A 21,883-nucleotide genomic window follows, 5' to 3' on the forward strand; every position below is an offset into this window, starting at 1 on the left:
GTTATTTACACTATAAAGATAAAAAAAAAATCCCGTTAAACCTAATGAAATTCAATAAAATAAGTGATTTTTAAGCCTTTTTTTTGAAGTTTTTTTTAACCGAAATTGCTCGTTTTAGAAACAGTAAAACTTGAATTTTGCATTAGCAGAATTGCCATAAAATTATCTATATTTATAAACAAAAAATAGATTTTGAATTTCTATTAAGGATCAGTTTAAAAAATATCTTCTATGAAAAAACTCTTATTATTAGTAATTATTTTATGTGCTGTAGGCTGTAAAAAATATGTTGTTTCGTTTGAACAGCCAACAGATATGAAATTGGACAATATAAAACTAGAAGTATTTCTGGATAAAGAAAAAGTTCAAGAAATTACCCTAAAAGCAACAGAAGCGCTGCCTACTTACGAAACAGTTGGATTATCAACTTCTGGTGAAGGAAAACACATACTTCAGGTTAAAGCAAAAGATACAACCTTTAGTTTTGAGGTAAAATATCCTGAGGAGAAATATATCAGGATTATAACGAATTTAAAACCTAATGGAAAAATTCATGTTGGAATCTTAAAACAGAATTATAAATATAAGTCGTAATGATATTTGGGTTAGTTTTCTAACCGCAAATGGCACAATCCCGATAGCTATCGGGATACGCAAAGTTCGCAAAGCAATTTATATCGTTTTGCGAACTTTGTTTTAACGGTTACGCACTTTTCGTTAAAATAAAACAGTTAAGATAAGAAATCCTTAAACCACAATCCAGAGTTTTTAATAGTTCTTTTTTGGGTTTCAAAATCAACGTGAATTAATCCGAATCGGGCATTGTAACCTTCGGCCCATTCAAAATTATCAGTTAAAGTCCACACAAAATACCCGTCAACATTTAGACCTTCATTTTTAGCTTTCAAAATTTGCTCTAAATTGTCTTGAATAAAATGAGTTCGTTTTATATCGTGAACCTTTCCGTTTTGGACAGTATCTGGAAAAGCAGCTCCATTTTCGGTGATAATTATTTTTTTGATTCCGTCATATTTGTTAAACTTTTTAAGAATATGGTACATAGCAGGCGGATAAACTTCCCAGCCCATATCGGTCGAAATCACATTTCGTTTTTCAGCACTTATTAATTCGGCGCCAATGTATGGAGTCAAGATAGAATGTTTTACAACTTCTCGCGTATAACATTGCAATCCGATAAAATCAAAATCGAAAGCGAGATTATTTAAATCATCTTCTAAAATATAATTGTTCAGTTTTTTAAGAACCGGAAGATCCTTTTGCGGATAGCCTAGTCCTAAAATTGGTTCTATAAAAGTTCTGTTCAAAAGAGTATCCACACGTTTTGCGGCTTCAATGTCTTTTGCATTTTCGGTCGCAGGTTCAATATGCGTGCAGGAGAATGTAGTTCCAATATGTGCATCGGGAACTTTTTCGCGTATTATTTTACCGCCTGCAGCTGTTGCCAGTGTAACATGATGCATGGCTTTTAGATAATTGGTAATTCCTTTTTTCCCAGGCGCATGTATGCCTAAAAAATAACCCGCTCCAGTAAATACTGAAGGTTCATTAATTACCATCCAGTTTTTGACACGATCGCCAAAATACTGTACGCAGACTTCGACATATTCTTTAAACCAAGAAACCGATTCGCGATTGGTCCAGCCTCCTTTTACTTCCAGCTCGTGCGGTAAATCCCAATGGTAAAGTGTTATCCAAGGTTCTATTCCAGAAGCCAGAAGCGAATCTATAATTTTGTTGTAATAATCAATTCCCGCCTGATTTACAGGATGAACGCCAGTCGGCATAATTCTAGGCCAACTGATAGAAAACCTAAAATTCGGAATATTTAATTCTTTAATTAAATTAATATCATTCTGATAGGAGTTGTAGAAATCACAAGCAGTTATAGCATGATGTCCGTTTTTGATTTTTCCTTTTTGAGAAGTAAAAACATCCCAGATAGAAGAACCTTTTCCGTCGGCGTCATGTGCTCCTTCAATTTGGAAAGCGGCGGTAGAAATACCCCACAAGAAGTCGTTACCAAATTGGTTTTTGTTCAAAAATGAGCTTTCAATTTTATTCATTCAATAGTACTTTCCTTTATTTTTAAATAGTTTATTAATGCAGGAAAGAAGATTGCATTGCTCTTAAAAAAAGCCATTCTTTGAATGATACCAGAAATTTTAGATTAAAAAGTTTCATAACGATTAGTTTTATATCAAATTAAGAAAACTAATGTGAAATTATTGTAAAGTGATTATTATCAAATGATTAAATATGGAAAATGGGAAGACGATTAATCTTCCCATCCACAAAGTGTCAATCCTAAACCTTGAGCTTGTTTAAGTGATGTTTTTACTGTTCCATGACTACAAGAACTCAAGCCACGACAATTTTCATTATAGTGGTATTTTTTTGCGCCTGTAGAACCACAAATAAAAACTTTTGTTTCTGGTGGTCGAAAAGAAGTAGCAAAAACAAAAAGCAAGAGTACAGTATATTTCATTAGTTTCTATTTGACAATTAATTGATATTCGTTTCCGCTTTTATCGGTTGCTTTTAATTTTCCGTGGGAAATCCATTCGGTGCTAATTTCGATTTCTGCAATTGTATCGCTGGTTAAAATTCCTGCGCCGTATTTTCCCTGAACATTAATATTTCCGCAAACCGAATCGCCAATGTTATTAACTCCTTTTACATCATAATTGTATTCGTAATTTTCAGGATTTCCCGTTCGATATTCATATTGATACGTTTTATTTACATGATACGTTCTAGCTTCTTCCGGCGTAATCGTCTTTCGGTCATCTGGTGTAATTACCGATCTGTAAAATGAATTTACTTGTGGCAGCGGAGGAGGAGAAGCAGTCTTTTGGCAACAATAAAACGAGAATAATGCAAATAAGATGAGGTAGTTTTTTCGCATAGGCGATGTGATTTTAATATGAAAAAATAAATGAAATTGTTATTTCCAAAAAAATCTTCCCTCTTTTAAATATGATTTTAGAGGGAAGAATAAAGTTTAGTAGGGATTAACTAGTATGACATTCTTTACAACAAGTTTTACATCCATTTGATTTCGTGTAAGTTTTTTTTGCCTCAATAACGGCATCCTTACAGTTTGAAAAGATTCCTAAATATTTTCGATTTTGAGATAATGGTAAATAAATACAATCTCCAGTGTGGACTTCATGATCACCGTTTGATTGTGCGTTTTGATTTACATAATAATTTTTCATGATTTTAAAATTTTAGTTTTAAAAATATTTATTTTGTTCAAAAGTAAAACCAATTAAAATCAGTGTGTTACGGGAATCCGTAACGGGTGAATTAATGATAAAATGGGGTATCAACTGTTGGGATAAACCATTGTAAGAAATGTTCAAATATGGTTATTAAAGAAAAAGTAAAAGAGACTAATAAAATTCCTTTTATAAGATAGTAACCGATGTTCTCTTTTTCAATTTCAATATTGTCTAATCTTTTACCAAATGATAATTGCAGTATTTTTTCAACAGTAAAATAGGATATGAAAGTGAAGAAAAAAGTAAAGCCAATAAAAATTGTAATTTTTTGTATTGATATTAAAAATGTATTTTCTATAGTTTTAGAATAGATGATTATTTCAATTGAATTTTCTATTAATTCTAAAGCAACCTTTAAGAATAAGAAATAAGTGACGAGAATTGAAACATGCCATATTGTATATGAAAGGTTTATTTTTTCTTGTTGTTCAGATTTGATGTTTAATTTTTTTGCTAAAAATTGAATTGACATTAGCATTAATAAAGTTGAAACTATTGCCACAATACAGGTAAAAAATAAGCTTTGTTTGTCCATAATTATTTTGATTTTAAAGAGATTCTCCAGTTATTTAAATTTGAAATTTCGTTTGGTATATTTCCAGGCTTAGCATTTGGAGCTGTCGTTTCCCATAGAATATATTTTTGGTTGTTATAACTAAAAGCAGTGCCGTTAATTGGTAAATTAATTCCAATTATTGAGTGTCCATACAATTCACTACTCATAAGTGCAATATCATAATTGTAATGAGTTAGAATACTGTACAATAATAATGTGCGTGTGTCACAGTCGCCTTTTAGATTTACTAAAAATTCTACAGGAGTATTGATTCCAAATCGTTGGTTTCCATTGCAATCTCCTTTATTGCTTAAAAGATAATTTCTTGTAAAACGATCACTATATAAATTAGAATTGCAGTCTTTATCAAGTACTAAGGCATATGGTATATCTTGAACAAATGTTACAATCATTTCTGCAAATTGTATTTTGCTTAATTTTTTTGCTTTACCAATACTATCAAAAAGTTGAAATAGACTGTTAAAATTATTTTTATCAAATTCTTTTAAATCAAAAATAACCTTATCATAAGCATTCATGGTATTTGTGCTTAAAGGAAGGCTTTCTTTGAATAGGTGAGCTTTTTTATAATCACTTAACTTAATTTTATATTCACCTTCATATTTATTTCCATAATAATCTTTCCATGATCTATATCTTGTTATGATACTATCATTTTCAATACTTTGGTCTTCATGTTTAGTTTCGTCAATAGGAATATAGGGAGCTACTTCTCTTGGTGAATCAACAATTAGGGGTTTTGGGTTATATGTATGTGATTGTGTACTAAAAGAATGAATTAGAGAAGCAATAAATCCTATTAAAAATAATATTCCAATTATTCTAAATAATGGTTTGAAAAATGATCCAAGATTACCTAAAATTAAAATAATTGCGAAAAGAGCAATAACATATAAAATGCTTGGAAGCATAAATATGATAAACGCTAATCCGAATAAAATGCCAAGAATTCCAATACCTTGACTTGCGCACCCTGAATTATTGCCAATATTATTACGAGATCTAAAATTTAATGGCTGACTATTTTTTAAATATTCCCAATTACCCCAAACATTATCATTATGATTTTTGCATTTATATTCTCTTCGGATATAATTGTTTTTAATTTCTGTTTTACCTGTTTCAATATTGCTACATACACAAATTGAAGGAGTTTCTGGAATAGAAGTTATTTCATCTTGAACCAAAATGACTTTTTCTTCGATTTCTCTTGTTTTATCAATAATATATCCTGTAATGTAAGCATTAAAAGATCCGAAAATTTCATCACCTTCTGTTTGGTGAAGTTTTCTTATTATTTCAAATTCAAATAATTTTGGTTCTAATACATTTACTCCAAATAATTTTTCATTTGCAGTTATTGTAACGGGAAGATCTTTAGGTAATTTTTCTTTTGGAAATTTATTTCCTTTTATTCTTTTTCTTTTAATAACATTTTCAAAATCTCTGGGAAAAATAAATGGTTCGTTAGCTCTAAAGTCATCACGACTTTCAGTTGTTACATTTGCTTCATAAATTTCAAAATCAAACAAATCAGCTTTTTCATAATCGTCTTCGATTTTGATACCTCTATATTTTCCAGAAATAATTCCTTTTAAATATATCTTTCTTGGTGTAAGAATTTCATATGTAATTTTTTTATAGGTTAGATTGTCTTCTCCTACAAAAGTTTCTTCATTGATGATATTTACTGCTTTATCTAGCATTTTCTAATCGTTTTCAGGTTTTTGATCATAGAGAAATTCTAGTAGTCCTTTTTCATCATTTGAAGTCTTTGTAATTAACCTCATTTTAGTTCTAAAAGGAGAATCTAACCAATATTCATATTTAAACATTTCTTCGTCCGTATATTCTTTATTAATCGATCTTACAATCTCATTATATTTTTGAATATTAAACTTTTTTAGTTTTTCTAATAGAGGAGTTAATCTATTTAATGATTCTCTGTTGAAATAGGATATATTATGAGACAATTTTTTTGTAAAAAGTTTTTTAGAATGGTCGTATTCTTCTAAAATAATTCGATGTTCAATTAACATTCTTTGGAAATAATAATCTGATGTATTAATACTATTTATGTTTACTGATTTTATTTTATTTTCTAACCAATTAAAATTAGTTGTGTTTATAAGTTCTTGCCTTAATTTGATAATATCGGGTTCGTTACTTTCTTTAGTATTGAATATTCTCGAACATAAATCACGAGTTTTATATTTAAAATAGATTGGTAATAGAAATATTAAGCAAACCATTATTGTAATAATCCATGAAAATGGATTTCCAGTAAATAATAACTGAATTGTTTTTACATAAAAATTACTTTTATCTAAAAGAATATTTAAAGAATTATAGTTGTCAATTTTATTTGTGACTAAAGCGTTTAATTTTTCTTTGAAACTATCAAAATCTGTTTTTAGTGAACCTTCTACAGCTATGGAATTAATATTTATTAGAAAATTCTGATCTGATGTTAATTCATTGTCTAATAAAATTTCAAGGCTGTTTAATATTTTCGCTTTCTGTAATTCTTCTTTATTACTTAAACTAAATTGCTTATCAATTTTATTAAATTTAGCTAATTGCTTTGATGCATTAATGATAAACAAACTATCTGTTTTAATTTTTAAATCGATTATACCAATTTGTTTTTTTAAAGAGTTTACTTCTTTATAACCTACCTGACTGATAATTTTAGAATTGAAGTCTTTTTGATTTAGAAATTCTTCTTTAATTAATTGCTTATTTGTTAATGTATATAGTTTAATTCTTTCCGAAATCTTATGTTTTTCAATGTCACTTTGTACGGAGAAAGAAAGAAAAGATACATTTAAAGGCTGAGCAATAATAACAGCCAGTAAAGTCATAAAGCCAATTCTCAAAATCATAGAAAGATTTAAAGAACTGTTTTGGCTCGGATTTATTCCTTCGAGATTGTTACTTGAACTTTTATTCTTTTTTCGTTTTGATGATAAAGGGATTATTGCTGGTGAGATAGTATGAAGTAATAATAAATACATATTTACAACTACCGCTCCCCAAATAAGACCAATGATGATGCCGAAAAAGTGAGCTCCATTAAATAATGAAATAATGAAAAATGTTGCACTGAAGAAGCATCCAACAAATATTAGAAGTACAAAAAAGCCAAGTAAAGCAAATCTTTTCTGGATTCGTTTATTACATCTTTTTAAAATGTAATTATCTTCTCCAGAACAGGTAAATAAAAAAAGCCGAATTTCGTTAACTGCTTTGTTCATTTTTTTCGATTGAATTTATATAAGCATCAAGATTATTATCTATTTTACTCATTTCTCTTTCTTTGTATTTTTTTATAGCATATTCTGTAAGTTCTTTTTGAATTTCAGTAACTTTTATCTTTTCAAAAATTAACTTTTCGGCCTCATGATTAACAACCAAATGTTTTTCAACTCCCTGCTTGTCTTTGTAGTAATCGTATTTTACTTCAATCCCGTACTCTGCCTTAATTAATTCATCACGGTTTTCTGCTAAATAGTCATAGGTAGTTTTGGTTAGCATTAATTTGAAAAAAATAGGAGTAAGTTCTATTGCCATAAATAGTAAAGTGATAAAAAGAGAAATCCAAAAACCAGCTACTTCATGAGCAATTTTTATACGCTCAAGTAAACCATCAAGGCCATTAGCTATTTTAGTATTATCTGCTCTGGCTTTATCTTTTTCTATTCTTAAGAAATCTTTTCTTTTATTTAGTTCGGCTAAATCTTTTCCATTTTGTCTATCAAAAGTTGCTAATTGATTTGTTAAATCGTCTAATTGTGATTTTAATGCTTTTGATAATGGTCCATTCCCGCCAACAATTCCTTTGGCTTTTCCCATTAAATTATCAGTATAAGCTTGTTCTGCTAATTTAATTCGTTCGTTTAATGCATTTCTTTCTTGTGCAATAGTTCCAAATTCAGCTGTTAGTAGTTTCTCTCGATCGGCGTATGTTTTATCGACTTTTTTCTGATATTCTGCTTGCTGTTCCAGTTGTTTCTCTCGAAGCTTTATATCAATCTCAGTTTTAAACATTCGGATTTCTACGGGTTTTGAAATCGTCATAGCTATAATCATTCCCATTAAAATTCTGGGCAGAGCACTTTTTAATTCTCCTATAGTTATGGCTTCGGTTCCATCTCCTTTTCCAGTACTTGTTACAATAAATCTGTCTATGTTGAATATCATTAATCCCCAAACAAGTCCAAAAAAGATAGCGATACAAATAGTTTGAAAATCTATAGGATTATCAATTGCTGATCCGCGAGGCTCGAATATAGTATAGAAAGCGTAGCCTCCCGCAATACCAGCTAAAGCGCCAGTCGCAAAAACAATTCCTCCTAAACACATATATTTTATTTGATCAGAATAGGTAGCTCTTTCAAGTAAATAGCGATCGCCACCCGCACATTTCCATAAAAAGCGCATTAATGCACTAGATTCCGGTAGTTTGTAATATTCTCGTGTCATATAAATTCATTTTGGTTATAAGTATTATGTTTAAAATTAATTGCTTGATATTTTATATTAACTTTTGCTGTTTCTATTTCTGGTTTTGAAATAGAAATCTCGGTTAGAGGATGAGTTAATCGAGGAATTAGATTCTCTTTCAGATTTAAGGAAAGATTTGAAAAACTTGTTTTGAAACTTTGGTTTTCTATTTTTAGCGTTGGCTCAAATTTTAGCGAATATTTCTTTTTTCTAAAAAAACCATGAATTACTATATTCATGCTTGGAGGTATATTTTCTAGATTGAAAATTTTGATGCTCCTTTCTAAAGTTTTTTTATTGTTAAATGAATACCATAAAGCATTTTTAGACTCATATTCAATTATTATAAAACTGTTTTTGAACAAATAATTTGTTTGGTAGTTTAATTTTAATATCTCAATATTTTTATTTCTCTTAAAAAGAATGATTAGGAATCTGATCAATACTGTTTTAGTAAAGGCTATCTGTTTGAATAAATATTTTAGATGTTGTGAAATCAAAATTTAAAGACTTTAAGATATATGATATTAAATAAAACTAATTAGAATTGAGTCCTTCAGAAAGAGTACAAATACCTGATTTTGTTTTAGATTTAAGTAATTAATCTTTCCGAAATTTCTTCCTTCTCAACTATAATAAGAGAAGGAAGAATTATTTGGATTTTATTAGTAACAGGATTTTTAAAAATTTGAAAGCCATTTCGGCAATTATTATATCGAAATCGAAATGCTTTTAGGCCACTTATCAAACCTTCTTTTTGAGTTGTTTCAAAAACATAATTTGAACAGGATTTTTTAAAAATGCATTTTCTTCTTTTAGACTGAGGAATTAAAATCCAATACATTCGAATAATTAATAATATGATATATTTCATTTTTTCTGAAAAACAACCATTTGGCTATTTGTTGTGTAACCTGGTTTAGCACCTAATCCAAAACATCCACTATCAGGATGAACAAATGTTGACACGCTTTCCAAACGCACATATTCCCAACCTTGATTAGTGAAATTTTTTATCAAACTTTCAAGTTGTTCAGCAACATGATTAGAAGTTCCTTTTTTGGGATCGATTGAAGCCACGAATGGCACTACTTTGTATTCCATAATTTTTGGGTTTAATTAATATTAAATTGATTTATAATCCAAAAGTAAAACCAATCAAAACCAGTATTTTACGGAAATCCATAATCTGAATTTTTTAAATTCTGAGAATAAAAAAAGCTCCCGAAGGAGCTTTAAATAAGAAGTAAAGTGGAAATTAAATTATCCCCATATCTTTTGTAATCGAAACCAAATGAACAGTATTATTGGCTTTGAAAAAATCTTTTAGCTTTGCCAATCTTTTTTCCATGGCGCTTTTGCTATTTGGTTTTACATCGCTGTTTTTAAAGATTTCTATAATTTCATCCTGAGATGTTCCATCAGACAAATATTTTAGGATTTTAATATCGACATCGTCAATTTCGTAATTGCCTTTTTCTTGAAGCGCAGAAGAAACTTCGGGAGAGATAAATTTTTGATCAGAAGCCGAAATTAAGGTTAGCGCTTTTTTAAGTTCTTCAATACTGTTTCTGCCTTTTAGAACAAAAGCATTAATTTCAGAATCTTCAAAAAGCGATTTTATGCGAGCATTTTTATCTTCAATAGAGTAGGCGATGATTTTAATGTCAGGTTGCAGTTCACGAACTTTTTGAATCAATTCATCTCCACTGCCAATTTTTACTTCGCGATGGTCTTTTTTAAACGAAAGATCACTAATTAATAAATCGTATGGCTCATTATCCTGAATGGCCTTTCTAATTTTAAGAAAAGCATCATCACAATATTTTGCATGTTGAAAATTGACAATATTGAAATCATTCAAAGTTTGCTTTATGGCTAAATTGAATTCTTCAAAATCCTCGGCTATAATTACTTTTTTAAACATAGGCTTTTATTTAGGCATTGTTATTTTTACTTTAAAACCTTTATCAGGTTCAGTTTCAAAAGTAATAGTTCCTTTTACAGCCAGAATACGGATTTCCATATTTTGCAGACCATTTTTTATAATTTTTGATTTTTCGCAACCTTTTCCATTATCACTATAGTCAATAAGTAAGGAATTTGAGTTAGTATCAAATTTTATGGATACGACTGGAGCTTCACTATGTTTTTTCATATTGACCATTAATTCATGCAATACACGTTGAATGGCAATCTTCTTTAAATCGTCGACGGAATCCCAATTTATTTTTTCAACACCATTTATAATAACATTTGTTTGACCACTGTTATAGGTAGAAAGCATTTCTTTTAAATTATTAGAGAAACTTGGACCCGTGTCTATATCATTATTTTCTCTAGAAATTCCTCGAACGCGTGAGTAAATATCATCGAGTTTCTGGAGTAAGTTTTCTTTATTGCTTTCGTTTGTTAAGGACTGAGTTTGCGTATACGTAATAGCATGAAAAACATCATTCGCCAATCCGTCATGAATATCTTTGGCTATTCGGGTTTCTGTATCGTATGCAGTTTTTATCTTAACAAGACGAGTCTTGTGTTTATAGCGGTTTCTTAAATAAACACCCAAAAAGACTACAGCAATTAAAGTAGAAAATAAAATTATTTTGTCTTTTTCACCTTCTTTAATAGCAACCAAATCTTCTGCTTTTTCTAATCGAAGTTTTTGGTTTTCGTCTTTTTCCTTTTTAGAATCGTATTTGATTTTGGCAAACTTGTTTTTAAAATTATTTCTGACTTTGATTATGCTGTCATTTAAAGACACGAATTTTTTTGCATAATAAGAGCTTTTTAAATTGGAGTCATTAGAAATAAGGTAAGATAAAGCTTTTAAACGTTCATCAATACTATTAGATTCTGTTGCAGTTTTATAGGCAGTTAGCGCAAATTGATTCGAATTTTGAGAATTAGTTTTGGCATAAAACTCAGCCAGATGTAAATTGCTCTCAATGCTTCCGTAGCGATCATTTAAACTATTTCTTATTTGAAGACTTTCTTTCATGAGAGAAAACCCTTTTTCAGACATGCCTTGTTTGAAATAAACAAATCCTAAATTGTCTAGAATTCTAGCTTGGGTTTTTAAAAATGTTTTATCCGTTATTTGACCTTTAAATAGAATTGATTCTAAAATTGGAATTGCTTTATCGTATTTATTTTGCAATAGATATATAACAGCAATATTGTTTAAAGGAGCTTTTTTGCAAATAGAATCTTTGCATTCTTTTAAAGCTTCTTTATAGTAATAAACAGCATCTTCATAAATGAAGAGTTCTTTATCTGCTATGCCGAAATAATTATTTATAGCTGCACTATAAATGTCTTTTTGTTTAATATAAGGCAGAGCTTCTGTGAGTGTCTCTTTGCTTCCATAATAGTCGCCATTAATTTGTTGTATAGCCGCCATTTGGATAAGATTGTAGACAATGTTGGAGCTGTCTTTAAGATTTTCAAATGCTATTTTTGATTTGTTAAAATTATAGAAGGCGCTGTTGTAATCTTTATTTTGGAAGTTTAAAAGTGCTTTATCTCGTATGGCTATAGCATCGTCACTTTTTGTGTTATTTTTTGATAAGTGATCATTGGTTTCTTTTCGGCAAGAAAGAAACAAAGTCATAAAAAGCAAATAAAAAAAAGGGGAACGCAGCATAAAACTTACTTTCCCCGAAAATAGTAATTAATAACTTACTAACTACTGATGATTATCATTTTTTTGGTGGCGGTGGAACATTGATAGGTTCATCACCAGGCCCGTCGTCTGGTGCATCTGCTTGTCCTTCTGACGGGACAGCATCTTTTTTTACCTCAGTTTTTTTTGATTCTGTTTCGAATTCATCAGCAGTACAAGAAAATAATGTAGTTGACAACAGCGCGCACGCTCCCAATAAATATAAAGTTTTCATTTTTTTTAAAATTTAAAAGTTGAACATGGGTATTGCTGCCTGAAATCTTTTTTCAGGTTGGTTTTTAAATGGCAATACCAAATTTTGTTTGGGAAGTGAAGTGCGTAGAACAGTAAGATTTTCATCTATACTTCCCAGAATAAAATCCGTCTTACGGTTTTCCGCACTTGGTACATGAACTAGTTTTGTACATTTGCTTTTGACCTGCAGATCAAAACGATAACTAATTTTGTTGAGGCAAAGTAACAACGGTTTTGAGCCTGTATTGATACGGATTTCCGGGATTTCCTGATTCTCCGATGATGTCCGATAAAAACTTGAAAAAACCGATAATAAATCCTGAAAATCCTAATAGCTTATGAGAAAAATTACTCAAAATGATATTCAAAGTGACTATAAAGAAGCGATTCGAGAGAAATATAGAGTTGAAAAAAATGAAGGAAAATATTCTAATTATTTAAGCAATCCTTCGCAAGCAGTTTTAAGAGATTTATGCTGGGAAATTTTCAATTCAGAACCTAAAGTCGATGACATTGCGGTATATCGAAACTTTTTTAAGGCTGATTTTGTTCCAAAAGAAGTTGATACTTCGCAACAATACACAGATAAGTTTAAAAAGGTAGGTGCTTTTTTTAAAGCAGAAAGAGAAACAGCTAAGATAAGTACGGTTGAATTAGCTGCGATTTTGGTAGATTTTCAACCTAGACCTTTTAATAAGTTTAGAAAAGAAATTGATCCAGAGAATTTGAAATTGATAGAAGAGTTAAGAAACACCAAACATTACAAACCTGAAATTTCTCCTGCTGGCTTTAGTGATGAGGTCGAAGTGGAAAATTTTCCTAATTCGAAAAATGAAGAAGCAGAAAAAAATAAAAGATATATACCTCTACGATTTATTACCAACGATAGTTATGCCTCTAATACAGTAGAACGAAAAAAAACAGATACTACTAAATTTGAAGCAAATTCTAAGGAGATTGATTACGCTAAAATAGATCAGCCTAAATGGAATGATCCTGAGTCACAGAAATCCGAAACAAAAAGAAAAAAGTTTTTAGAGAGAATTAAGCAATTCCTATTTGAAAATTTCTTAAAAAGATTAAGAAAAACAGCAATGGTTACTGTTTTAATTTTTTGCTCAATTGGAGGAGTGGTGTATTTTGCTTTTTTTAAAAAGCATTGCATGCAATGGTCAGGAGACCATTATGAAGTTGTAAATTGTACTTCAGATAATGAGGACAATAATTTAAATGAAATAATTCCATTGGATAAAAGCTTATTAAATTTTAAAAAGGTAAATGCTTGCGACACTACAAAATGTTTTCTAACAAATGGTCAAGCTATTATTTGGTATGGAAAAACTGCGCATGGAATTGATTTTTTTAATGACAATGGAGCTGGAAGACATCCAGAAAATAAAAGAGCGCTTCGCCCGATGACAGACTACATGTTTACTAAGTATTTAAAAGGGAAACCATGCGAGTAATTAAATATTTAAATTTTGCCTAAAATGCGATTTATGTAAGATATTCATTAAATCATGAAATTTTTTGTAAGTATATACTTTTAATTTAGTATTATTGAATTAATTAAATAAAAAACAAAGAAATCATGAAAAATAGAAACTTTTTATTCGTATTAGCCTTAAGCGCGGGAATGTTCGTAACCTCTTGTAGTAACGACGATAATGAAGGAGAAACAATAGTTCCAATTCAAGGGAAATATAATCTAAGCCAAACAGGAACAATTGTTAATGGACAGGAAGTGTTAGTTGATGCTCCGCAGAATCAAGCGGGATGCAACAGAGATTATTTAGATTTAAGATTAAGTAATGCAGCGGTTATTGGTGATTATAACGGAAGTGATTGTGCCTTAACAGAAACTACAGGTACTTATGTAAGATCTCACAACGATTTAACGCTTACTGTTGGAAATATCAGCTCAACTAGCGATATTATGAATCTAACCAACAAAGAGCTAAAAATTAAAGACAAAACAACAGGTATAATTACTGTTTATACTAGATAAAATTTGTTTTGAGATAATTTCAATTCGTTTGAAATGGAAAAACGGAAACCGCTTACTTGCAGTTTCCGTTTTTTTTATGGAATTTGGAGTTTAGAATTTGATAATTTTTATTTTACAGGAATGTAAATATCAAAAGAAGCTCCTTGATTCTGAATTCCCGAAGCGGTGATGATTCCATTGTGGTTATCGATAATTTTTTTCACAATCGCCAATCCGATTCCGGTTCCATTATAGCGATCGCGTCCGTGGAGACGCTGAAAAACTTCGAATATTTTTTTATTATACTGCGCTTCAAAGCCAATTCCGTTGTCTGAAACTTCTATGTGACAGTATTTTTTTGCAGGAATTAGTTTTTCATTTTCTAAATCTTTTCCTAATGCAATTTTACTTTTTATTTTAATTACAATTGGAATATCGGGATTTGAGAACTTTAATGAATTGCTGATGAGGTTATACAGCAATTGTTTGAATTGAAACGGAATAATATCAACTTCAACGCTTTGTTCAATTTCAATTACAGCACTTTTCTGATCTAGTTCTTCGGTTAAATCTTCTTTTACTTCTTTTACAATCTGAGCAAGATCTGTTTTTATAAAAATACGTTCTTGGATATTTGTTCTAGAATACGCTAATAAATCATTAATCAAAGTCTGCATTCGCTGTGCGGCATTCTGCATTCTTTTAAATTTATCTTTTCCGTTTTCCGATAAATTTTTCGCCTCTTTCTCTATAATCTGAGAAGCAAAAGTCTGTATTTTTCGAAGCGGTTCCTGCAAATCATGACTCGAAATGTAAGCAAAGGATTGTAGTTCTTTATTCATTTCTTCTAACTCATTGTTTTTCTGAGCCAGCTCTAATGCATTCATTCTGAGCTTGTCTTCGTCTTTCTTTTTTTCGGTTAAATCGTGTGTTACTTTAGAGAAACCAATAACTTCTTTTTGTTTGTTATGAACGGCCGTTATTACCACACTTGCCCAAAATAGACTTCCGTCTTTACGTCTGCGCCAGCCTTCATGTATTACTTTTCCTTTTTCTCTGGCAATCTGCAGCAGTTTTTGTGGAAGATTGTTTTTCTGGTCTTTTTCGGTATAAAATACAGCAAAATATTTTCCGATGATTTCTTCTGCTTTATAGCCTTTTATTTTTTCTGCACCAGCATTCCAGTTTTCAATAATACCATCGCTATTCAAATATAAAATCGCATATTCCTGAACTTCTTCTACCATCAAATGATAGCGTTCTTCGCTTTTTTGAAGTGATTCGTTAATTTGGATTAATTCTCTGGTTCTGGCTGTAACCTGTTGCTCAAGTTCATGTGTAAAGGCCTTTTCGGTATGAATATCGGTAAAAGCGCCAACCCATTTTATTATTTTGTTATCGAGTCCAAAAACGGGTTCGCCAATAACGGTGTGCCATCTGTATGAACCATCTTTTCTGCGCATTCGCACGTCACAGCGATACATTTCTCCAGTTGCTAGTGCATGCTGCCAAATTTTGACATTTTCGTCAAAATCGTCTGGATGAATCATTTTTTGCCAAGAACCCTCTATTCCGGGTTCAATACCAGTATATTCAAGCCATCTTCCCGAAGTAAAAAGGGCATTTCCATTGGCATCGGTTTCCCAAATTAACTGCGGAATACTTTCTGTAAGCAGACGAAATCTTTTCTCGCTTTCTTCGATTTTCTTTCTCGCTTCAACTTTTTCGGTAACATCAATAAGTGTTATTCTAATTCCAGAAATAGAATTATCGCTTTCGCGGAGCGGTGCAAATTCAAAGTCTACATAAAATTGATTGCCACCGTTTTCATTGTCAATAAAAAGCAAAGACTCAGATTCTGAATACACTTCTCCAGATTCGTAGACTTTATTTAATAATTGATCATATTTCTGTTTATTAAGCTCAGGAAATAATTCTAGTATTTTTTTTCCTTCAACTTCAGTTTCTTCTTTTTTCCAGATATTATTTAGAAGTGCAAAATTGGCCATTTCGATTACAAAATCGGTTCCGCGCAAAATAGCTTTCGGAACAGGCGACTGCATAATAAGATTTCGCAGTTTCTTTTCGCTTTCTTCAATTTTCTGCTGATATTTTTTTTCTTCAGTGATATCTCGAATAGTTCCAATTAATTTTTGTGGCTGATGGTTTTCATCATAAAAAACTTTTCCTTTTCCTTCAATCCAATGTATAGATTGGTCTTTCCAGATTACGCGAACTTCATAATTTAAAAAACCTGAACTTAAAGCTTCTTTGAAACCTTTATTTCGAATATGTAAATCATCTGGATGAAGATGTGCCAATAATTCTTCGTGAGTAAGCATTATATCTTCGGTATAACCGCCAATAATCTCAAGATATCTTTTAGAATAAGTTGGAATACGGGTTTTTACATTCAGTTCCCAAGTTCCCAATTCGCTGGCTTCCACGACAATTTTAAGGCGATCTTCGTTCAGTTCGACCCTTTTTCTCGCTTCGACTTTTTCGCTTACCTCGGTAACGGTTACCAAGATTCCCGAAATAGTTCCGTTTTCTTCTTTTAAAGGATGATAAAGGAAATCAAAATAAGAAGTTTCTATTTTTCCATATCGTTTTAGAGGAATAGGAACTTCAATTCCATGAAAAGGAATTCCTGAATTTAAAACACCATCTAGTAAAGCACTAACGCTTTCTTTAACTTCTGGCAATGAATGATACAAAGGTTTGCCAACAAAAGTTTTTTCATCTCGATCTACCAATTTAAGATAAGCCTCGTTGGCCATTTCTACTATATATTCTGGTCCACGAAGAATTGTGATTCCAACGGGAGCTTGCCTTACCGTATCACGGAATCGTTTGTCGCTTTCTTCAATTTTTTGTTTGGCTAAGAATAAGTCGGTAATTTCTACAGCAGTATTCATTACACCGTAAATTTTTCCAGTCAGATCGTACAAAGGCGTAAAGCTGTAGTTGAAATAAAACGATTGCAATTCATTATCGATCACAATATCAATACGGGAATTTCTGGAATGAAACGATTGTCCAGTTTCAAAAACCGATTCAACTTGCTCAAATACAGATTGATTTTGCAGTTCGGGTAGAATTTCACGATATGTTTTACCAATTACATCTGGGCCTTTTCCCCATATTTTTATAATAGATTCATTAGCGAGCTCAATACGCATTTCTTTTCCGACATAAACACCAATCGGGAAAGGGGCATTTTCAACCAGCTGTCTTATTTTTTGTTCGCTTTCTTCTACTTTTGTACGAGCCAAAACTTGGGCTGTAACTTCTGTGGCGATAGCTACAACTCCAGAAATAGTGCCGTTGATTTCTCGTAAAGCTTCATAAACAAAATTGATATAAGTGTTTTCAGTTTGTCCATTTCGGTTTAGTGGAACAAAAAGTTCGTCAGTAACTACCTTTTTTCCTGAGATAAATACGTTTTGCAGAATTTCATCAAGACCTTGTTTTTTCAATTCGGGAAGAACTTTAAAAATAGGTTTATTGATGATGTTTTCAGCTTTTGCGCCCCAAAGCTGTAACATTTGTTCATTGGCGATTTCTACAATATTGTTTTCGCCTTTAAAAATACACATGGCAACCGGAGCCTGCATAATATTATTGACAAATCGTGCATTACTTTCTTGTAAAGCGTCTGCAACAATTTTCTTTTCGGTGGTTTCGATAACTGTCACCAAGATGCCGCCAATAGAGCCGTCTTCTATTTTTATAGGACTATACGAAAAGTCAAAAAAACAATCTTCTGTATAACCGTTTCGATTAAGAGGCACTTTAAAATCAGGAAAACTTACCGCTTTTCCCTGCATCACATCTGCAAACATTGGTCCGATGGTATCCCAGATTTCAGCAAATGTATTTTTAGAACTTCCGCCCAAAGCTTCTGGGTGCTTAGAAGCGCCCAAAATAGGACGAAAGGCATCATTGTATATTTGAGTATAATTTTTCCCCCATGCAATGTACATTCCAAACGGATTGCCGAGCATCATTGCGGTCATTGTTTTTAAACTTTGTGGCCATTTTTCAGGATCTCCCAACGGAGTTTGGTTCCAATCTGCAGAACGAATTAATTCTCCCATTTCTCCTCCTTCGGAAAGAAAATAATGTTCCTTTTTTTTGCGGTTCATTTCCAAAGAATTAAGGTTGCAGAATGAAACTAGCTCTTTCGGGCTGCTTGAAATTATTTTCTGACGCAATTGTTAATGCTTTTTCAATTACGTTTTTGAGTTTTGAAAATTCCCCAGGTTTCCGAATATAATAAGAGGCGCCTTTTAGGTATAAATTGTTAACTATTTCGCTGTCCAGCGAAGTAGAAAAAATGATGATGGGCAGATTTTTTAATTTTTCGTCTTTTTTAATCTCGTCTAGACATTCTAAGCCATTTTTTCTAGGCATATTTAAATCCAAAAAAAGAACATCTGGAAGGTTTAAGATGTTGTTTTGTAGATAATTAATTAATTGTACGCCGTCGTGAACGGTAGATAAATCAGCACTGACCGTTATTTCATCGAGGGCTTCTTTAAAGAAAAGGCAGTCGTCTTCGTCATCATCAGCCAGCAAAAGATAATAATGCTCTTTACTCATTTTGTAATCTCCTAAATTTTAGAGTTAAGTTTGTTTCGATAAATTTAACTTTTTTCAGCAAGATTTCTTGTTTTTTTAGGAAGAATGTTTCTTTAAAAACGAAAAAAGCAATAAATTTTATCTATTTTATTTTGCTTATACAATTTTATGTAGAGAATTGCGTTTTAATAATTCTTGCCATTTTGTGCTCAAAAAGCATACTTTGAGATTCGGGTTTTTTATTAGAATAGAAAATAAAAACAAGCCAAAAGCCTTATCAAATCTCAATTCGCAGTTACAAATTTCTTCCCTTTTAGTGTATACCGTATCCAGAAAGTGTAAAATAATTACACACTCTTTTTTGTGCTGTTTTTTCTAAATGGCTCTATACCAGTTTAGAATCGTATTGGCACGCCGCTTGCAAAATGTGTTATGTCAAAATCTTTGATGTGTTTGTTTTTTTATTGTTTCTCGAAGTAAGAGCAGCAAATAATTAGAAAAGAAAAGATTTTACTAAAAGCCACATTAAGCAAATTAAAAAGGAGTATAAGCATGGAAAGCGAAACAATTATCTCAGAACAATTTTACGCGAACACTAGTTCAGCGATCAGCGAAAAAACAATAAATGGTTCTTTTTTCGGAACTAAACAAAAATCAAACAAAGTGCATGTAGAAAGACCAACAAGTCCGTTTGGATTGGCGGTTCTTATTGGGACTTTTTTATTACTATTAGCAGGTGTTGGAGTAGTATTTCTATTGCAGGATGATTTTGAAAAATTTCATTTTGAAAGAATTGCTTCAACTTGGGGATTGCCATTTTTAATTATCACAACAATCTTATTCTTTTACCAAGCAGGAGTTTTCTTGTATAGCTCTTATTTGTATTTAAGATATAAAGCGATTCCATCAGTATCAGACGATTTATTGCCAACTTGTACGATTATTGTTCCAGCATACAATGAAGGAAAATTGGTTTGGGATACTTTATTAAGCCTTGCAGATAGCGATTATCCAGCAGAAAAACTACAGCTTTTGGCTATTGACGATGGAAGTAAAGATGATACTTGGTACTGGATGCAGGAAGCAAAAGCAAAATTGGGAGATCGTGTAACGATTTTTCAGCAGCCAAAAAACCAAGGAAAACGTCAAGCATTATACAGAGGATTTAAATTAGGAACTGGCGAAATTTTTGTAACGGTAGATAGCGATTCTATTGTGAAAAAAGATACATTGAGAAACTTGGTAAGTCCGTTTGTAGTAAACAAAAAATGTGGTGCCGTTGCAGGAAACGTTCAGGTTTTGAACAATAAAAAAGCAATATTGCCAAAAATGCTGAATGTAAGTTTCGTAATGAGTTTTGAATTCCAGCGTTCTGCAGAAAGCGAATTAGGTTCTGTATTATGTACACCAGGAGCTTTGGCAGCTTACAAAAGAGATGCCGTTTTTAACTGTCTTCCAGAGTGGATCAACCAAACTTTTATGGGTGAACCATCAGATATTGGAGAAGACCGCGCTTTGACTAATATGATTTTGAAACAAGGTTTTGAAGTTAAATTTCAAAGAAATGCAGTGGTATTGACAAACGTTCCTGAAGAATATAAAGGATTATACAAAATGTTCATAAGATGGGCGAGAAGTAATGTTCGTGAAAATCTTATGATGGCAAAATATGTTTTTACAGATTTTAGAAAAGAATCAAAATTTGGAGCAAGAATGTTATTCTTAAACCAGTTCTTTAAAATTGCAATGACATATCCGATTATATTATTTATGTTTTACTTTATTGCTGTTCATCCAGTATTATTTTTAAGTTCAACATTAATGGCAATTTTAATCTTCTCTACTTTTTCAATGGTATTTTACGCAAAAAGATACACGCTTTCAGAATCATTCTGGGCTTATTCTTATAGTGTTTTTTACACTTTCAGTTTATTCTGGATTGCGCCTTATGCTATTGCAACAGCCAACAAAAAAGGCTGGTTGACAAGAGGATTGTAAACAAGTACACTATTCATTCTATATATAAAACTCCACCCAAGAATTACCCGTTGCAAACTTTTGCAGCGGGTTTTTTAATTAAATGCCATTCATTCCGTAGGAATGTCTGGTAGCAAAAATTGAACATTCACGTAGTAATTATACGTTCCGTAGGAACGTTTCATCGGTAGAAAAAGAATGGTGTCCAATCCAATTTCGTTCCGTAGGAATGTTTTGTTGGTAAAAAATTCGTTGGTAAAAAATGGAGACCAATATAATTACGGTCTTGCGAAGCAATTACATTCGGAGGATTTTTATGCGTTTTTCTTTAAATCCAAAGCAGCAATAATCTGCTTTTTCATTGTAGTGTTGATATAATCTAAAGCTTCAGCATAAGAAATAGCATAACGTCTTTCTATATTTTGAAAATGCTCTGGAAAACTGCCTAAGATTTTATCATAATAAATATCCAGCTGTTTTTCTGAAGGCATTTCATATTTCAAACGAAGCTGAAATCTTCTTAATAAAGCGCTGTCAATTATTTCGTAATGATTCGTGGCACAAATCAATAAACTATCAGAAGGGAAATAATCAAAAAGCTGAATTATCGTGTTTACCAAACGCCTCATTTCGCCCACATCTTTATCATCGCTATCACGGCTTTTTCCAATCTGGTCAAACTCATCCAAAAACAAAACCGCTCTTTCTCTGATGGCTTTATCAAAAATTGCTTTTAAATTCTTAGAAGTTTCACCAATTCTAGAATCTACAACGGTGCTAAGATTTACTATAATAATCTTTTTGTCTAATGCATTGGCAATTGCTTTTGCCGTTGTCGTTTTACCGCAGCCAGAACTTCCATGCAATAAAATTTTATTGTCGACTTTAAGATTGTACTTTTTTAATTCCTCGATATATTGATGCTCTTTGATAATCTGCAGTAAAGCGGCTTTATTTTCATCACTAAAAAATAAATCGTCTAAAGCAATTTTTTCAGTATCAATTACGGTAAGATCATTCAGGTTCAT

21 protein-coding genes are annotated in these 21,883 nt (G+C 31.4%); 4 read left to right on the forward strand and 17 right to left on the reverse strand.

Annotation, left to right across the window (positions count from 1 at the left end):
• Nucleotides 1-231 precede the first annotated feature (231 nt).
• The gene (locus AAYQ05_RS04560) at nucleotides 232-594 is read left to right on the forward strand and encodes a hypothetical protein (protein ID WP_343541433.1); all 363 of its coding nucleotides are present in this window, start codon (nucleotides 232-234) and stop codon (nucleotides 592-594) included.
• 137 nt (nucleotides 595-731) lie between these two features.
• On the opposite strand, the gene AAYQ05_RS04565 is transcribed toward AAYQ05_RS04560, so the two are convergent.
• From AAYQ05_RS04565 to AAYQ05_RS04630, 14 genes are all read right to left on the reverse strand, one after another.
• Nucleotides 732-2,084, reverse strand: coding sequence for a GH1 family beta-glucosidase (locus tag AAYQ05_RS04565; protein WP_343541434.1), 1,353 nt, complete (start codon nucleotides 2,082-2,084; stop codon nucleotides 732-734).
• A 212-nt stretch (nucleotides 2,085-2,296) separates the two neighbouring features.
• Nucleotides 2,297-2,506 carry a hypothetical protein gene (locus AAYQ05_RS04570; RefSeq protein ID WP_343541436.1) on the reverse strand — a complete coding sequence of 70 codons (210 nt, stop codon included), beginning with the start codon at nucleotides 2,504-2,506 and terminating at the stop codon, nucleotides 2,297-2,299.
• 6 nt (nucleotides 2,507-2,512) lie between these two features.
• Complete coding sequence (locus tag AAYQ05_RS04575; protein ID WP_343541437.1) at nucleotides 2,513-2,926, reverse strand: hypothetical protein; 414 nt, start codon at nucleotides 2,924-2,926, stop codon at nucleotides 2,513-2,515.
• A 106-nt stretch (nucleotides 2,927-3,032) separates the two neighbouring features.
• Nucleotides 3,033-3,239, reverse strand: a complete 207-nt coding sequence (locus tag AAYQ05_RS04580) for a hypothetical protein (RefSeq protein ID WP_343541439.1) — start codon at nucleotides 3,237-3,239, stop codon at nucleotides 3,033-3,035.
• Between the two features lie 91 nt (nucleotides 3,240-3,330).
• Nucleotides 3,331-3,840, reverse strand: coding sequence for a hypothetical protein (locus tag AAYQ05_RS04585; RefSeq protein ID WP_343541440.1), 510 nt, complete (start codon nucleotides 3,838-3,840; stop codon nucleotides 3,331-3,333).
• A 2-nt stretch (nucleotides 3,841-3,842) separates the two neighbouring features.
• Nucleotides 3,843-5,588: a hypothetical protein gene (locus tag AAYQ05_RS04590; protein WP_343541441.1), complete on the reverse strand. Its 1,746-nt coding sequence runs from the start codon at nucleotides 5,586-5,588 to the stop codon at nucleotides 3,843-3,845.
• A gap of 3 nt (nucleotides 5,589-5,591) precedes the next feature.
• A complete protein-coding gene (locus AAYQ05_RS04595; RefSeq protein WP_343541442.1) occupies nucleotides 5,592-7,139 on the reverse strand; it encodes a DUF4407 domain-containing protein in 1,548 nt (515 codons plus the stop codon).
• The gene (locus tag AAYQ05_RS04600; protein ID WP_343541443.1) at nucleotides 7,123-8,367 is read right to left on the reverse strand and encodes a DUF4407 domain-containing protein; all 1,245 of its coding nucleotides are present in this window, start codon (nucleotides 8,365-8,367) and stop codon (nucleotides 7,123-7,125) included. The genes AAYQ05_RS04595 and AAYQ05_RS04600 overlap by 17 nt, the downstream gene beginning before the upstream one ends.
• On the reverse strand, nucleotides 8,364-8,888 hold the full coding sequence (locus AAYQ05_RS04605) for a hypothetical protein (protein WP_343541444.1): 525 nt from the start codon (nucleotides 8,886-8,888) through the stop codon (nucleotides 8,364-8,366). The genes AAYQ05_RS04600 and AAYQ05_RS04605 overlap by 4 nt, the downstream gene beginning before the upstream one ends.
• A 92-nt stretch (nucleotides 8,889-8,980) precedes the next feature.
• On the reverse strand, nucleotides 8,981-9,262 hold the full coding sequence (yidD, locus tag AAYQ05_RS04610; RefSeq protein WP_343541446.1) for a membrane protein insertion efficiency factor YidD: 282 nt from the start codon (nucleotides 9,260-9,262) through the stop codon (nucleotides 8,981-8,983).
• Complete coding sequence (locus tag AAYQ05_RS04615) at nucleotides 9,259-9,492, reverse strand: hypothetical protein (protein WP_343541447.1); 234 nt, start codon at nucleotides 9,490-9,492, stop codon at nucleotides 9,259-9,261. Before AAYQ05_RS04615 ends, yidD begins: the two co-directional genes overlap by 4 nt.
• 154 nt (nucleotides 9,493-9,646) lie before the next feature.
• Nucleotides 9,647-10,315 carry a response regulator transcription factor gene (locus AAYQ05_RS04620; RefSeq protein ID WP_343541448.1) on the reverse strand — a complete coding sequence of 223 codons (669 nt, stop codon included), beginning with the start codon at nucleotides 10,313-10,315 and terminating at the stop codon, nucleotides 9,647-9,649.
• Between the two features lie 6 nt (nucleotides 10,316-10,321).
• Nucleotides 10,322-12,034 (reverse strand): tetratricopeptide repeat-containing sensor histidine kinase, encoded by a 1,713-nt coding sequence (locus AAYQ05_RS04625; RefSeq protein ID WP_445709709.1) that lies wholly within the window; start codon nucleotides 12,032-12,034, stop codon nucleotides 10,322-10,324.
• Nucleotides 12,035-12,089: 55 nt separating this feature from the next.
• Nucleotides 12,090-12,287 carry a hypothetical protein gene (locus tag AAYQ05_RS04630; RefSeq protein WP_343541452.1) on the reverse strand — a complete coding sequence of 66 codons (198 nt, stop codon included), beginning with the start codon at nucleotides 12,285-12,287 and terminating at the stop codon, nucleotides 12,090-12,092.
• A gap of 358 nt (nucleotides 12,288-12,645) precedes the next feature.
• On the opposite strand from AAYQ05_RS04630, the gene AAYQ05_RS04635 reads away from it, so the two are divergent.
• Nucleotides 12,646-13,773 carry a hypothetical protein gene (locus tag AAYQ05_RS04635; RefSeq protein ID WP_343541454.1) on the forward strand — a complete coding sequence of 376 codons (1,128 nt, stop codon included), beginning with the start codon at nucleotides 12,646-12,648 and terminating at the stop codon, nucleotides 13,771-13,773.
• Nucleotides 13,774-13,898: 125 nt separating this feature from the next.
• Nucleotides 13,899-14,315, forward strand: a complete 417-nt coding sequence (locus AAYQ05_RS04640; RefSeq protein ID WP_281633493.1) for a lipocalin family protein — start codon at nucleotides 13,899-13,901, stop codon at nucleotides 14,313-14,315.
• A gap of 107 nt (nucleotides 14,316-14,422) precedes the next feature.
• Here AAYQ05_RS04640 and AAYQ05_RS04645 read toward each other — a convergent pair whose 3' ends face one another.
• Together AAYQ05_RS04645 and AAYQ05_RS04650 are read right to left on the reverse strand one after the other, a co-directional pair.
• Nucleotides 14,423-18,442, reverse strand: a complete 4,020-nt coding sequence (locus AAYQ05_RS04645; RefSeq protein WP_343541457.1) for a PAS domain-containing sensor histidine kinase — start codon at nucleotides 18,440-18,442, stop codon at nucleotides 14,423-14,425.
• Nucleotides 18,443-18,452: 10 nt separating this feature from the next.
• A complete protein-coding gene (locus tag AAYQ05_RS04650; protein ID WP_343541459.1) occupies nucleotides 18,453-18,899 on the reverse strand; it encodes a response regulator in 447 nt (148 codons plus the stop codon).
• Nucleotides 18,900-19,430: 531 nt separating this feature from the next.
• On the opposite strand from AAYQ05_RS04650, the gene AAYQ05_RS04655 reads away from it, so the two are divergent.
• Nucleotides 19,431-20,876, forward strand: coding sequence for a glycosyltransferase (locus tag AAYQ05_RS04655; protein ID WP_343541461.1), 1,446 nt, complete (start codon nucleotides 19,431-19,433; stop codon nucleotides 20,874-20,876).
• Between the two features lie 293 nt (nucleotides 20,877-21,169).
• Here the strand turns inward: AAYQ05_RS04655 and AAYQ05_RS04660 are convergent, their stop codons facing one another.
• On the reverse strand, nucleotides 21,170-21,883 hold the full coding sequence (locus tag AAYQ05_RS04660) for an AAA family ATPase (protein ID WP_343541463.1): 714 nt from the start codon (nucleotides 21,881-21,883) through the stop codon (nucleotides 21,170-21,172).

The organism is Flavobacterium movens (assembly GCF_039581425.1).
Taxonomy (GTDB): Bacteria; Bacteroidota; Bacteroidia; order Flavobacteriales; family Flavobacteriaceae; genus Flavobacterium; species Flavobacterium luteolum.